Source organism: Hyunsoonleella ulvae (assembly GCF_016827605.1).
Lineage (GTDB): Bacteria > Bacteroidota > Bacteroidia > Flavobacteriales > Flavobacteriaceae > Jejuia > Jejuia ulvae.
The window spans coordinates 173,685-189,786 of record NZ_JAEPJQ010000006.1; the positions used below are offsets into that span (position 1 = coordinate 173,685).

7 protein-coding genes are annotated in these 16,102 nt (G+C 32.2%); all 7 read left to right on the forward strand.

All coding sequences use genetic code 11. From position 1 onward, the window contains the following. Window position 1 precedes the first annotated feature (1 nt). The 7 genes from JS605_RS14895 to JS605_RS14925 all read left to right on the forward strand — a co-directional run bounded on the left by JS605_RS14895 (window position 2) and on the right by JS605_RS14925 (window position 15,909). The gene (locus JS605_RS14895) at window positions 2-1,129 is read left to right on the forward strand and encodes a glycoside hydrolase family 88/105 protein (RefSeq protein ID WP_203258519.1); all 1,128 of its coding nucleotides are present in this window, start codon (window positions 2-4) and stop codon (window positions 1,127-1,129) included. A 76-nt stretch (window positions 1,130-1,205) separates the two neighbouring features. Then, entirely contained in the window at window positions 1,206-5,261 is a 4,056-nt protein-coding gene (locus JS605_RS14900) for a hybrid sensor histidine kinase/response regulator (protein ID WP_317194159.1), read from the forward strand. 170 nt (window positions 5,262-5,431) lie between these two features. Continuing rightward, window positions 5,432-6,184 carry a T9SS type A sorting domain-containing protein gene (locus JS605_RS14905; protein ID WP_203258520.1) on the forward strand — a complete coding sequence of 251 codons (753 nt, stop codon included), beginning with the start codon at window positions 5,432-5,434 and terminating at the stop codon, window positions 6,182-6,184. Window positions 6,185-6,325: 141 nt separating this feature from the next. Continuing rightward, on the forward strand, window positions 6,326-8,974 hold the full coding sequence (locus tag JS605_RS14910; RefSeq protein WP_203258521.1) for a DUF4955 domain-containing protein: 2,649 nt from the start codon (window positions 6,326-6,328) through the stop codon (window positions 8,972-8,974). A gap of 1 nt (window position 8,975) precedes the next feature. Continuing rightward, window positions 8,976-9,677 carry a fibronectin type III domain-containing protein gene (locus JS605_RS14915; protein ID WP_203258522.1) on the forward strand — a complete coding sequence of 234 codons (702 nt, stop codon included), beginning with the start codon at window positions 8,976-8,978 and terminating at the stop codon, window positions 9,675-9,677. Window positions 9,678-9,968: 291 nt separating this feature from the next. Next, window positions 9,969-11,720 carry a sulfatase family protein gene (locus JS605_RS14920; RefSeq protein WP_203258523.1) on the forward strand — a complete coding sequence of 584 codons (1,752 nt, stop codon included), beginning with the start codon at window positions 9,969-9,971 and terminating at the stop codon, window positions 11,718-11,720. A gap of 187 nt (window positions 11,721-11,907) precedes the next feature. Then, window positions 11,908-15,909: a hybrid sensor histidine kinase/response regulator transcription factor gene (locus tag JS605_RS14925; RefSeq protein ID WP_239000369.1), complete on the forward strand. Its 4,002-nt coding sequence runs from the start codon at window positions 11,908-11,910 to the stop codon at window positions 15,907-15,909. The last annotated feature ends 193 nt before the right edge of the window (window positions 15,910-16,102 follow it).

Below are 16,102 nucleotides of genomic sequence, written 5' to 3' on the forward strand. Positions count from 1 at the left end.
AATGAATAAAACAATTTTAACACTTTTTATGGCTGTATTACTCTTTAATTGTTCAACGGCTCAGAAAGTAACAGAAGCGCAACCAATTAATAAGGAAGCAGTAAAAGCTTCAATGATAAAAGCTTTAGAGTGGCAAGAAGTTCATCCGATTTTCGCTTTATCTCCGACAGATTGGACTGCAGGGGCTTATTATGTAGGTGTAGCTAGAGCCCATAAAACTACTAAGGATATGATGTATATGGCAGCTCTTAAAAATCAAGGGTATTGGAATAATTGGCAAACATACAAACGTTTGCACCATGCAGATGATGTCGCTATCTCATATAGTTACATTTATATTGATAAATATGCTGGTAGGAAAAATTTTGTGGATTTAGAACCAACAAAGAAGTTTTTGGATGCACATTTATATGATGATGATAATTGGAAAGCAGGTACTGATAAAAGTGAAATGGGTAAAACTATTTTATGGTGGTGGTGTGATGCCTTATTTATGGCACCACCAGTACTAAATTTATATGCAAAACATACCAACCAGCCTAAGTATTTAGATGAGATGCATAAATTTTACATGCAAACCTATAATCAACTGTATGATGAAGAAGAGCAGTTATTCGCAAGAGATATGCGTTTTGTTTGGCAAGGTAAAGACGATGACACAAAAGAACCAAATGGCAAAAAAGTATTTTGGTCTAGAGGAAATGGTTGGGTTATTGCAGGTTTAGCTTTGATTTTGGATGATATGCCAGCAGATTATGAGCACCGTCCTTTTTACGAAAAACTTTATAAAGAAATGGCTGAAAAAATGTTAGCCATTCAACCAGAAGATGGTTTATGGCGCACAAGTTTACTATGCCCAGAATCTTATGACCATGGAGAGGTAAGTGGTAGTGGGTTCCATACTTTTGCATTGGCATGGGGTATCAATAATGGTCTGGTAGATAAAAAACATACAGCAGCAGTTAAAAAGGCATGGAATGCTATAGCAAAGTGCCAACATGAAGACGGTCGCGTAGGTTGGGTACAAAATATTGGAGCGTTTCCAGAACCAGCATCTGCTGATTCTTGGCAAAATTTTGGAACTGGAGCTTTTTTAATGGCGGGAAGTGAGATTTTAAAGTTAGACTAAAAAAATGTATATTTAAAATGTAAAGCGGGAACGGTATGTTCCCGTTTTTGGTTTTTATACATAAAGAATTTTGAAAGTGATTAAATTTAATGATATAAGCTTTTTGTTTATTGTATTCCTAATATTTTTTGGGGAAGCACAAAATGATATTTATAAGTTTAATCATATTACAGATGCCAATGGTTTATCTCAAAATTCTGTAATAGCTATGCATCAGGATAAACTTGGTCAAATGTGGATTGGTACCCGAGATGGTTTAAATAAATATGATGGTGAGCAATTTACAGTTTTCAAACATGAAAAAAATAATCCAAATTCAATTACGAATAATAGTATTCTCTGTATTGAAGAAGATAGAAATGGTTTTATTTGGGTAGGGACGTCTTTTGGACTTAATCGCTACAATCCAAAAAAAAATGAGTTTAAGGCTTATTTTGTTAATAAGCAACGCACATTTATTGGAAGTAACATGATTTCAGTAGTCAAAGAAATGGCTAATGATGCAATATGGATAGGTTCAGCTAGCGGTATTTCAATTTACAATATACAAAAGGATGAATTTGAAAGTGTATTGGAAAAGAAGAATATTACTTCGGTTTTAGAAACAAAATCAGGGAAAGTCATTGTTGGGACTACTAGTGGACTATTAGTTTTAGATGATAAAACAAGAAGCTTATTTAATTTTCACACTGTAGCAGGAACAGAAAATTTAGATATTCAAGATATAGTTGAAAGTAATAGCGGTAATATTTTAATCGCTACAAAAAACGAAAGTATATTAGAATTTGAAATAACTAAAAATAGTATAAAACCTTATTTTGATAAGGCTTTATTAAAAGGAAAAAGTAAGAATGTTAGAAGTCTACTTTTTGATGATCTAGGGCATTTATGGTTAGCTACCTATAATGGACTTCAAATATCCAGTGATAGAAACAAATTGATGGTACTCTACAGTGATGATAATGATGAAAAATCTATCAATGATAATTTTATAAAAACCTTATTCAAAGATAATATTGGAGTTTTATGGGTAGGTACCTATTATGGAGGGGTAAATATTTGTAGTGATTTTAATAAAAATTTTATCAATATTACTCAAAAATATTCAAAAGCAGGTCTTAGTTTTAAGGTCGTAAGTTCTTTAGTTAATTATAAAAATCTGTTATTTATTGGTACTGCAGGTGGGGGTATTTCTGTTTTAAATAATGAGAATAATTCCATAGAGCACATAAATACAAAAAACTCTAGAGCTTTAAAAAGTGACAATATAAAATCTTTATGTATAACAAATGATGACAAACTTTGGATAGGTACATTTGAAAATGGTGTAGCTATTTATAATTTAAAAACGAAGTTATTTGAGGAGTTACCTTTTTCAGAGAAATTAAAAGCGCTTTTAAAAGATGTTGGAGTATTAAGTTTATCACAGTATGATAGTAATTATATGCTAATAGGAACAAATGTTTCAGGCTTAATAAAATATAATATAAGACAAAATACGTATAGGGTTTTTAGTAGTTATTCAAAGACTTCTGCGCTTACAAATGGAAATATAAAAACTATTCATGTTAGCAAGAAAGGAGATATTTTAGTAGGAACGTTACGAGGTTTAAATTGTATTTCAGCAGACGGAATAGTTACCAATTATATTTATTCTAAGGACCTCAAAATAAAATTTGAAATCACTTCAATTTATGAAAGTCAAAATGATGTATTATGGATTGGTACAGCGGAGGATGGACTTTTTAAATTTGCAAACAATCAATTTGAGCCTATTCATTTAAAGGTAAATAATGAAGATATAAATGCAATTCGAGGTATAGTTGAGGCTGAGTCAGGCCATGTTTGGATAAGTACCTATACACAAGGGTTAATAAAATTTGATCTTGCTCAAAAAAAAATAGTATTCCACTATACCAAAAAAGATGGACTTCCGAGTAACCAATTTAATCGAGATGCGTATTTAAAAATTGGAGCCTCCTACTATTTTGGAGGACCATCTGGTGTAACATTTTTTAATGAAAAAAACTTAATAAAAAATAATTATGCACCACAGGTTATCATTACTGATTTTAAAATTAAAAACAATTCCGTTGATGTTAATGAAGATCAAAATATCATTGAGACCGCTATAAGTTATACAAGAGACATTGAATTGGCATATAATCAAGGTAATTTTAGCCTAAAGTTTGCAATGCCAAACTTTATCAATTCTTCAAGTAATAGTTATTTGTATAGGTTGCAAGGTTTAGAAAATGATTGGGTAGAAACTTCTACTAATGTAGCGTCATATACCATACAGAAATCAGGCGATTATAAATTCGAGGTAAAGGGTGTAAATAGCGATGGAGTAATAAATAAAATACCAACCACTTTAAACATCATAGTAAAACCGGCACCATGGGCAACATGGTGGGCATATAGTCTATATGGTCTTTTAATTATAGGGACATTATACTATTTGTATAATACTTTAAAATCGAAAACAAAACTTAAACATCAACTAGAATTAGAGCATGTTAAGACAGAGCAGATTGAAAAGATAAATAAATCTAAACTAGAATTTTTTACTAATATATCTCATGAGTTTAGAACTCCTTTAACCCTGATTTTGGGGTCTTTACAACAAGTTTTAGATGATTATCAAGGGAGTAGTAAAATGTTTAAGAAACTTAAAGTAGTAGAAAGCAGCTCTAATCAATTGTTAAAACTGATTAATAGATTGATGGACTTCAGGAAGTATGAGAATAGAGTAATGAAACTCGAAGCTGCAAAAGGCGATATTGTTAATTTTGTTGAAGAGATTTATTTGTCATTTTCAGAATATGCTAAAGAAAAAAAATATACTTATAACTTCTCTACCTCTGCAAAGATTATAGATTTATATTTTGATAATGCCAAGTTAGAGCGCGTATTTTACAACCTTATCTCAAACGCATTCAAATATACCCCCAAAGGAGGGAAAATAAATGTAGAAATAGAAGAACAGGAGAAACTTGTGCTAATTTTAATAAAGGATACTGGAATTGGTATACCTACGCAATTTAGAAGTAAAGTTTTTGATCGTTTTTTTGAAATATCAGAGCATAAATCAAATAATGAGCATAATCAGGGTACTGGAATAGGTCTTTCAATAGTTAAAAGCATAATAGATTTACATAAAGGAACAATTCATATTTCAGAACAAACTAAAACTACTGGTACTGTTTTTACTCTAGAACTGCCAAAAGGCAAAACCCATTTAAAAAGTAGTGAAATTGTTGAAGACTTTAAGCAAGGAGAGGATGTTTCTTATTATCAAAGTCAACTTAAAGCTATAAATGCATCTCATTTGGATGAAAACTTCTTTAATAAAACCCCACCACAAGATAAAGCTTCAATTCTTATTGTAGAAGATAATAAGGAGCTGAGAACTTTTATACGCAATCTTTTGAACTCATATTACAATGTTTATGAGGCTGGAAATGGAAAAGAAGGGTATAAAATGGCCATAAAACACCAGGTAGATCTTATAATTAGTGATGTAGTCATGCCTATAACTAGTGGTACTGAATTATGTGCTATGATTAAAGAAGATATAAGAACAAGCCATATCCCAGTAATTTTATTAACCACACGTTCTGCTTTGGTTTATAAACTAGAAGGCTTGGAAACAGGTGCTGACGACTATATAAGCAAACCTTTTAATCTTAAAGAATTTAAATTAAGAATATCTAATATACTGGCATCAAATCAACGACTAAAGGACAAAATAAATGCTAATGAGATCTTAAAACCAGAAGATATGGTAATGTCCTCTATGGATGAGGAGTTGTATAAGAAGGCATTAAATATTGTTGAGAAAAACTTAGGTAACGATACTTTTGATATTCCTTATTTTTGTGAAGAGTTAGGTGTTAGTAAGTCCGTTTTATATATTAAGGTAAAAGCTTGGACAGATTTTACACCTAAACAATTTATAGTTCATTTAAGACTAAAATATGCAGCTCAACTTCTTGAGCAAGGTAAAATGAATATAAATGAAGTTAGCCGTAAAGCTGGTTTTAAAAATCAGAAATACTTTGCAAAGATCTTTAAAAATAAGTTTGGAAAAACTCCAAGCGATTATGCTCAATCTTTTACAGAATTTTAGTTCTCTTTTTATTTAGCTCTTTTTTTTATTACAAAATAATGATAATCAAATCATTGTGTTTGTGTATGTAGTTTTAAAAAAGGAAATTTTCACACATTTTCAGGAAATTTTTACCCTGATTCTCCTTTAATTTTGTTACCAAATCATTTATAAACTAAATCTAACATTTTATGAAAAAAATTACATTTTTTGTTATCACTCTGTGTATTGCAACTAGCACTTATGCACAATTTATTGGAGCTGGTGAGTACAGACTAAGAAACAATTTTACTACTAATGGTACTGTTTATTTGTCACATGATGGCTCTAAAGCTATAAGGGCAACTTCGACTGCTTCTGATGCTACAAAATTTACATTAGTTTCCACAGGGGTAGCAGACCAATACAATATTGTAATACATACCAATGATGGTATTTTGAGAGCCAATAGTACCTCAGAAATTCCTGTAGTTGCTTATTCTGGATCACCTTCCACGTCTAACCCTAATGTTTGGTCTGTTGTTGATTCAGGATCGACTGGATCAGGCGGAGAAATTGCATACAATGTACTCACTCCGTTGACCAGTACAACTAGGTATTTGGTTTATAACAACAGTACTGATGCCATAGGTTATTCAGGTGGTAATTTTACAAGAACACAGTGGATTTTAGAGAGATTGTCTCCACCATTGAGTACGAATGATTTAGAAAAAAGTTCTGTTTTTATCTCTAACCCAATACATGATAAAATGACAATCAAAGGGTTAAAAGGGAAAGTAAACCAAATTGAAGTTTTTAATGTGCTAGGAGAATTAATGATAAGCAGAAGTACTGTAGACTCATTGTCAATAGATATAGAGACAAATGCACTATCAAGGGGATTATATCTCGTTAAGTTTTATGGAGAAACATTCTCTTTTACAAAAAAAATTATAAAAAGATAAACGTAAAGTAATTTTTTTCAATGATTGAAACGGTTTGATGCCATGAGTATCAAACTGTTTCATGTTTAAAGGATATTTTGTTTTAAGTTTATGAACAAGAAACGCTATTTGTTAAAAAATGTCAAAGAAAAATGAAACGCTATGAACAAAAGAATAATATTTTATCTCGCAATTTTAATTGCGGGTTATATTAATGCACAAAATGTAGAAGCACCCTCTTGGGTTGACTTTACAGAAAAAAAGCTTACAGGAAATTTAGCAGAAGCAACATTAAGCGACTTTTCATATACAGGTTACCACTTTTCTGAAAAAGAATTGCCAGATGTATCTGGTTGGAATACGATACGTGTAACAGATTATGGAGCCATTCCAGATGATACAGGTTATGATGATATAGGTATTCAAGCTGCTATTGATGCGGCAGAGGCTAGTAATCAACCAACAGTTGTATTTTTTCCAGCAGGAAAGTATATCGTTTCCAGTGAAACCACAAAAACGCAACCCATAGTTATTAGTGGGAGTAATATTGTTTTGAAAGGAGCAGGTACAGGCGTTGGAGGTACAGAGATATATGCAGATAAATTTAATGAAAATAAGTTTGGAAGTGGTTCTACACATTACCGATTTATGTTTAAACCATCTAATACAGATTCAAATGATATCACGCAGGTAACTGCAGAGATAAAAAAGGGAGATTTTGAAGTTCAAGTTGCAAGTACTGCTAATCTATCAGTTGGTCAATATGTAGATTTATTTCAAAAAACAACAGATAATTTAGAGGCAAATATGCCTGGATTAACACCTAACACAAGATGGACTGCTATCAACAGAGATGGTATTCGTCCTTTTGAAAAACATATAATTACTAAAATATCTGGCAATACAGTCACTTTTAAGAATCCCGTTCAGCTAAATATGCCGGTTTCTTCTACAACAGTACTTAAAACTTTTCAAACCATAGAAGAGGTTGGGGTCGAGGACATCTTATTTACAAGTGGTTGGAAAGATTATCCTGAAAACTTTGTACACCATGCTAATGACATTGTAGATTATGCGTGGCAAGCTTTGTTCTATACAAATGTTGTAAACGGATGGATTAGAAATTGTCATTTTAAAGATTGGAATGAAGATATTTTTATAGATAGAAGTATGGCAATAACAGTTAAAAATATTGACATTTCCGGAAAAAGAGGTCATACTAGCTATTTCTCAAGATATAGTTATGGCGTACTTTTCGAAAATTGTTTTGATAATGCAGATGAAGGTTTGGTTGATGCAAATAAAAAAGGAATGCATCATGGGCCAGGAATGCGTTGGAGTACAACAAGTTCAGTTTTTATAAACTGTCCCATGCAACCTGATCAATCCATAGATTGTCATGGCTCTCACCCTTACGCTAACTTATTGGATGATATTCAGGGTGGAAAGCTTCTAGGTAATGGTGGTGCAGAGCTATCTTACCCTAATAGTGGTCCTTATTTAACATTTTGGAATTTTAAGCATGATGCTAATTTTACCAGTAGGCTCTATGATTTTTGGTTTATATCTAATACAACAGAGCGGAGAACCCATACGTTTCCTAATCCATTATTTATTGGTTTTCAGCCTGGTCCAGGAGAGAATAATATAAGATTTCAAAATGAAGGTTTAAATGAGTTGCATGGACAGCAAGTATATCCGAATTCATTATTTGATGCCCAATTACAGTTACGCTTATTTGGTGCATATATGTCTGCTTCCTCCTCTAAAACAAACACTGAAGCTAAATTGGCAAATGACGATGACGATACTACATTTTGGGAATCCGATGGAGCAGGAACCGGAGAATGGTTAATGTTAGATTTAGGTATTAATAGAACGGTCAGAGGAATTACTATAAAAGAAGTTTCTTCAGGAATTAAAGACTGGACATTAGAATATTGGGATAACAACCAGTGGATAGAGCTTGTTTCAGATTCTGAAATAGGCGCAGAAAAGACCGTTAATTTTGATATCATCGTTACACGCAAAATTCGACTTAATGTAGTTAATATGTTGGCTGGACAGGAATCTGCTTCGGCATCTATTACCGCTTTTGAAATTGTACCTGGACCGTTAGAATTACCGGCTGACAATTTTACTATTGAAACTATTGGTGAAACCTGTACAGGCAAGAGCAATGGTTCTATTGTTATAAATGCTAATGCAACTTACAATTATATTGCTTCAATTAATGGTACTAATTATAATTTCACAGATACTTATACGATTACTGATTTGGCTCCAGGAGTTTATGATTTATGCATTACAGTAGATGGGGAAGATTTCCAGCAGTGTTATCAAGTAACTATAGAAGAAGGTGTTACCTTAACAGGTAAGATAGCAGTTGTTAAAAAATCTGCTCAAGTTTCTGTTGAATCTGGCGCAGCTCCTTACACGGTTTACAAAAATGGAACTCAAATTATGGAAACATATCAGTCTAACTTTTCAATTGATGTAAGTCATGGCGATGAACTGCAAATAAAAAGTAAGGACGCTTGCCAAGGGGAAATGATAAAAACAATAAATCTACTTGATAATGTTAAGGCATATCCCAATCCTTCTGATGGTGTATTTGAGATTTACATGCCAAGTAACCTAAAAACAGTGGAGATGTTCATCTATAATATACATTCTCAATTAATTGATGTTAAGATGTATACCTTAAATGCAGGAAAGTTGCAATTAAATATTGAAGATAAACCCAATGGAATTTATTTTGCTAAGATGAATTTAGAAAAACCGGTATTCATAAAATTAATAAAAAAATAGTATGAAAAAGTCATATTTATATTTAGTATTAATTACTAATGTTTGTTTGTCATGTAATAGTGGAGGGGCAGATGATGACAATGAATCAAACCTTGTTAACACTGCTCCCACTATTCCTGTACAAATATATCCATTGAGCAATACTTTATGTATTGATAATAACGTAATTTTTGAATGGAATGCTTCTACAGATAACGAAGGAAATACGATAACTTATAGAGTTGAAGTATCTGAACAAAGTGACTTCTCTTCGTTAGCATATGATGTCTCAAGTTCGTCAACGTCTAGAATTATTAGCTTAGAGAAAGGAAAATCGTATTATTGGCGGCTAAAATCCAGAGATAGTAAGGGAGAGGAAAGTGCATATTCTACCGTTAGTCAATTCCTTACTGAGGGAGACGGTATTTCAAATCATTTACCATTTGCACCAAGTTTGGTTGAGCCTGCTTTGAATGCTGAAATTGATGGTACGAGTACAACACTTAGTTGGTCTGCTAGTGATGTGGATAACGATAGTTTAATTTACGATGTGTATTTAGATACAGATAGTGATCCAACAACAAAAGTTTCAGAAAATCAATCTGAAACAACATATAATGCTACCGGTTTAGCAGCAGCTTCAACTTACTATTTTAAAATAGTTGTAAAAGATGGAAATGGAGGAACCACTATAGGTCAAATTTGGAGTTTTACGACTCAATAGGTAGTTTATTAATTCAAAACTAACTTGTCCAAATAATTAAATCTACAGTAGTTTTGTTTTTTGATAATGCTTAATTGATTTTAGCTTTATCATGTATTGCTCCTTCTTGCCTAAAGATTAGACTATAGTTTATTTAGGAGTTATAAAGAAATGCTGATTTATTCATTAGTAAGTAAAAAATCAGTATTTTATCAAATGGTTTTTTATTCGTGGAATTTTAGTAAATCAGGATAATACAGGACACTGCTTTATCTTTAGAAAACTAATTTTAGTAATTTAAATCTAGCCTAAATGAAATTATTCAAAATACTAGTCGTATTCTGTTTATGCTTCACTAATTGCCAAATTAAAAAGGGAAATAAGAGTGAAAAACATGAAGAAATAGCAAAACTAGAATTACCCAAGCGCCCGAATATTCTCTGGTTAGTAACTGAAGATATGGGGGCTTACATTCCTCCTTTTGGAGATAGCACAGTAGCTACACCAAATTTAAGTAAACTAGCTTCCGAGGGTGTTATCTATCCCAATTTATATTCAACTTCTGGTGTTTGTGCACCAAGTAGGGCGGCTATTGCAACAGGTATGTATCCGTCAAGTATAGGTGCTAACCATATGCGCACCAATTCTTATACAGAGGTTACGGGGTTGCCTAAATATGAAGCAGTACCACCACCCAATGTTAAGATGATAAGTGAGTTATTACGTCAACAAGGTTACTACTGTACCAATAATTTAAAAACCGATTATCAGTTTAAGGCACCAGTAACCGCTTGGGATGAAAGTAGTCCTTATGCTCATTGGCGTAATAGAGCTAAAGATCAGCCTTTTTTTGCAGTATTTAACTTTACAGAAACTCATGAATCAGGTTTATTTGAGCCTTATGGGTTCAGAGCCATAGAGACAAGGCATTACCATGCCGGAGATAGAAGTTATAAATGGAAAAACTTTGGAAGCTCACAATCCAAAAACCGCATGGCCGAAGCAGAAATTCCAGTACATCTGCCAAAAGACACAAAATTTAATATTCCTCCTTATTTGCCAGATACAGAAGTAACGCGTAGGGATATGTGGAAACTCTACAATAATATTGGCGAGATGGATAACCAAGTAGGTGCTGTTTTAAAACAATTAGAAGCCGATGGATTGTTAGAAAACACCATTATATTTTTCTACGGAGATCACGGTGGGCCACTACCGAGAGAGAAACGTTTAATCTATGATTCTGGGTTAAATACGCCAATGATAATCCGTTTTCCAAATAAAATAAACGCAGGAACAAAAGACAACCAGTTAATCAGTTTTATAGACTTTGCACCTACATTATTAGCATTAACGGGAGAAGCACCAAAAGCGTACATGCAAGGTCAAGCCTTTTTGGGAGAAAATAGTACTGAAAAAGAACGTAACTATATTCATGCAGCAGCAGACCGGTTTGATGGGTTTACTGATGCCATACGTGCAGTAAGAGACAGTCGTTTTAAATACATTCGTAATTATAGGCCAGAACAAGGCTATTATTTGCCTGTGGCTTACAGAGAAAAGATACCCACAATGCAAGAACTGTTAAGGCTAAAAAAAGAAGGAAAGCTAAACGATATCCAAATGCAATGGTTTAGAGAGAAAAAACCAGTAGAAGAGCTATTTGATTGCGAAAAAGATCCTCATGAATTAAATAATTTAGCTGACGACCCAGCTTACAAAGAAAAGTTATCCGAGTTAAGAGCCGAAATGGACCGTTGGTTAGCTGAAGTGGGAGATGATCCAAAACTTAAAGAAGCTAAGTTGGTTGAAAAATTATGGAACGAAAGCCCCACAAAACCAGCGACATTAAAACCAATTGTTACTTTTGAAAATGGATTGGTAAGTGTTGCTTGTGCAACTGAAGGCGCATCAATAGGCTATAAAATAATTGATAAAAATGGAAAAACTCCGAGATCTTGGGAAATCTATCAAGAGCCTATAAAACTTCCAGAAGCATCCAAATTAGTTGTACAAGCACATCGTATAGGTTTTGTGCCAAGTAAAGTTGTAGAATTTAATTAAGCTTAAAACATTCCACAATATTTAAATTGATGTTTTCAAGTTCGCTATCATGATTTGTTTCAGCTATGTATCTTTTAAGTGAAGAGTATAATAAACTGAGTATAGTTATTTATATTTACGACTCTATAACATATTTTTTTATTCAATGTTAAGGGGGCTAGCTTTTTTGATTTTTTTTACATGTAGTTTGATTTGTGTTAGTCAAACACGGTCGTATAGCTTTTCTCATCTATCTACATTAGACGGATTATCGCAAAGTACGGTTATAGCAATACATCAAGATAAATTAGGGCAAATATGGGTGGGAACTAGAGATGGTTTAAACAAATATGATGGTACAAAATTTACGATTTATAGAAATAAAGAAGATGACCCAAAATCTATAAGCAACAACGATATATTATCTATAGAAGAAGATGAAGAAGGGTTTTTGTGGATAGGTACATATAATGGGCTTAATAAGTATAATCCCAGAACAGATGAGTTTACCCGTTATTTCCACAATGAGGATAATACCTCTTTAGCCAATAATACTGTTTTAGTACTAAAAGCATTCTCAAATGGTAAGATTTGGGCAGGTACATCAGGAGGACTATCGATACTTAATAAAGCAACTAATAAATTCAGTACGTATTTAAACACTTATGGCAAGCCAATTGCTAGGCAGGTCATGTCAATTTTAAAAACTTCAGAAGATGACATATTTGTAGGTACAGGAGCTGGGATTTATAAGGTAGAAAGAGGTAAGGATACGTTAGGTTTAGACCGTTTAAAGGGGAGTGAATCACTTTTCGTTCAAGATTTAGTGAAAGGTTTAAATAATAACTTATTAATTGCTACCCAAAGTAATAGTGTGTTTAGTTATGATCTAATACAAAAAGAGTTTACCAGATTTTTAGACCCTGATACATCTAACACAAGTAACGTAAGACAACTACTTTTTGATGATGATAAAAACCTATGGGTAGGTTCTTATGATGGAATTAGGGTTGTTAATCAAGAAAAGGTTATTACCACTTTAAAAGCAGATATAGATAGAAAAAATTCGTTAAGTAAAAACTCTGTAAAATGTTTGTTTAAAGATAAAAAGGGATCAGTTTGGGTAGGAACATATTATGGAGGTATAAATATATGGGATGAAACCAATACAAACTTCAGTAATATAATACAAAACCAGAAAGGTAAGGGGTTAAATTATGCCGTAGTTAGTTCTATCGAAAAATATGGGGACAATATGTTTTTTGGTACAGAAGGCGGGGGTGTAAATATCTGGAACAGCAAAACGAATACATACAGGTACATAACCATAGGTAATTCCAACATATCAGATAATAATATAAAGTCACTAAAAATTCTTGGCAATGAACTTTGGATAGGGACTTTTAAAAGAGGCTTAGATGTATATAACCTTGATACTAGATCGATTAATACTAAAGGTCTACCAAGAATACTAAAGGCATTTTTGGAGGATACTGGCGTATATACGATAAAAAATGATGCGCATAATAATATTTGGATAGGTACTTTTGGACAAGGTTTATTTAAATATAATCCTACCACCAAAGAATTTAAAAGATTTTACGATACAGATAGCGGTAATGCCATATCTAGTAATCTAGTTAGGTCTATATGTATAGATTCAAAACACAATATTTGGGTTGGTACCGAAAAAGGGTTGAATAAAATTGATGAAAATGAAATTGTTTCCACATTTTTTTATGATGAAAAGCTGCAATACGGAGATGATATTTTATGTGTTTATGAAGATAGCATAAATAATTTGTGGGTAGGAACAAAGTCTAGGGGACTTTATAAATATGATGGTACAGATTTCAATGCTATTAATTTAGATATAAATAAACTGAAGATATCAGCAGTTCATAGTATTCTCGAGGAAAATGATAATAAATTATGGATAAGTACCAATCAAGGGCTAATGCAGTATAATATTAGTACTGAAAATGTACAATTATACAACCAGACGGATGGATTGATTAGTAATGAATTTAATAATAACTCCAGTTTTAAAACAAAAAGTGGTGTGTTTTATTTTGGAGGTCCCCAAGGAGCAACGTATTTTAATCCGCAGGAAATAACAACAAATAATTATGCACCTCAGGTTATATTAACCGATTTTATAGTTCGAGAAAATGATAAAGAGGCTGACGATGCTAAAAATAACCTTAATAAAGAGTTAGCATACACAGAGTCTATTAACTTATCACACAAGCAAGGTAATTTTAGTATAGCGTTCTCTATTCCTAATTTTATAAATTCTAGTAATAACAAGTATCAGTACAGATTAAAAGGACTAGAAAAAGATTGGAATTTAACTACTACTAATATAGCATCATATACCATACAAAACCCAGGAAATTATGTTTTTGAAGTAAAAGGCGCTAACAATGATAATATATGGAATGCTACAGCAACACAATTAGCTATAAACGTAGCACCGGCACCATGGCGTACATGGTGGGCTTTTGTATTGTATGGTCTTTTAATTTTTACTGCGCTGTATTTTCTTTTAGATATCTTAAAATCTAGAACAAAACTAAAACACGATTTACAATTAGAATACTTAGAAACAGAAAGAACGAAACAAACCAATAAAAATAAGTTAGAGTTTTTTACCAATATATCCCATGAGTTTAGAACTCCGTTGGCTTTAATATTGGGACCTCTAAATCAAATCTTAGAGGATTATCGAGGTAGCAGTAAAATGTATAAAAAGTTGTTGGTAATTGAAAATAATGCAAGCCATTTATTGCATTTGATAAACCGATTGATGGATTTTAGGAAATTTGAAAGTAACCTATATAAGCTAAAAGCAGCAGAAGGAAATATTGTTAAGTTCTTAAGAGAAATTTTCTTGTCATTTACCGAGTATGCCAATCATGGAGAGTATACGTTTGAGTTTATATCAGAAGCAGAAGAAATTTTAGTGTATTATGACCGTAATAAACTAGAGCGCGTTTTTTATAATTTAATTTCTAATGCATTTCGTTACACACCCAAAGGAGGGCATATTATCGTTAGAATAGAAAAGTTTCAACAACATGTAAAAGTACATGTTGAAGATTCTGGTGTTGGTATAGCAAAAGAATATCAAACCAAAATATTTGATCGATTTTTTGAAGTAGCAGTTAATAACAAGCCAGATAAAGATTATAATAAAGGAACAGGAATAGGATTATCTATTGCTAAAAATATTGTTGAGCTCCATAAGGGGAGTATTGAGGTAAAAGATAATAGCAATGATAAAGGATCTATTTTTTCAGTAACATTATTATTAGGAAAAGCACACTTAGATGATTCTGAAATTTTAAAAGATTTTAAATTTAGTGATGACCTTTCCCAATACGTTAAACAATTGGAAGAAGATAGTCCTACTTTAGAAGATGAAATTCAAATTCCTAGTGTCACAAAAAAGTATTCTGTTTTACTTGTAGAAGACAATAAACAACTAAGAAAGTTTATAAAAGACCTTTTAAAAAATGATTACAATATTTTAGAGGCAGAAAATGGAAAAATAGCTCTAAAGAAAGCAAAAAGGGAAGCCCCAGATTTGATTGTGAGTGATGTGATTATGCCAGAAATGACAGGAACTGAGCTCTGCTCTGCAGTTAAGGGGGACTTAAAAACAAGCCATATCCCTATCATATTATTAACATCAAGATCATCTTTAATTTATAAAATTGATGGCTTAGAACGTGGTGCAGATGATTACATCAGTAAACCCTTCAATATAAACGAGTTTAAGCTAAAAGTGAACAATTTGCTTCAAACTAGAGAAAAGTTAAGAGAGAAGTTTGTTTCTAGTGAGGGTTTAAAACCTGAAGATATTTTAGTTTCATCTTATGATGAAAAACTATACAAAAAAGCACTACAAATAGTAAATGATAATTTAGGAAACGAAGATTTTGATATAGCTTATTTCTGTTCAGAATTAGGTGTTAGTAGAACCATGTTATTTACAAAAATAAAAGCATGGTCTAATTTTACACCTAATGAGTTTATTCTACACTTTAGAATGAAGCGAGCTGCACAATTATTAGAGCAGGGAAAAATCAATATATCTCAGGTTAGTTATAAAGTAGGATATAAAGATCCTAAATACTTTAGTAAATCTTTTCAAAAGAAATTTGGAGAAACACCTTCCAAATACGCAGCTAAATTTTCAGAGTAGAAACTTTTGTTTAAGTAAAAGTTATTGTAAATCAGTTAGTTGTACTATTTTACTCCCTATTTTGTACTTCTACCAGTTCCATTTATTCTAGTTTTAGGTCATGAAAAATATTAAACCAACAACAAAATATCTAGAATATTTGCTCATCGCAGTAATTGTTGTTTTAGGGTTGGTTATAATCTATCTAAACTAA

What these genes read in the sequence shown, in the direction of transcription:
- JS605_RS14915 (WP_203258522.1), top strand. Translation starts at nt 8,976, where the DNA reads ATGAAAAAGTCATATTTATATTTAGTATTAATTACTAATGTTTGTTTG.
- JS605_RS14910 (WP_203258521.1), top strand. Translation starts at nt 6,326, where the DNA reads ATGAACAAAAGAATAATATTTTATCTCGCAATTTTAATTGCGGGTTAT.
- JS605_RS14905 (WP_203258520.1), top strand. Translation starts at nt 5,432, where the DNA reads ATGAAAAAAATTACATTTTTTGTTATCACTCTGTGTATTGCAACTAGC.
- JS605_RS14920 (WP_203258523.1), top strand. Translation starts at nt 9,969, where the DNA reads ATGAAATTATTCAAAATACTAGTCGTATTCTGTTTATGCTTCACTAAT.
- JS605_RS14895 (WP_203258519.1), top strand. Translation starts at nt 2, where the DNA reads ATGAATAAAACAATTTTAACACTTTTTATGGCTGTATTACTCTTTAAT.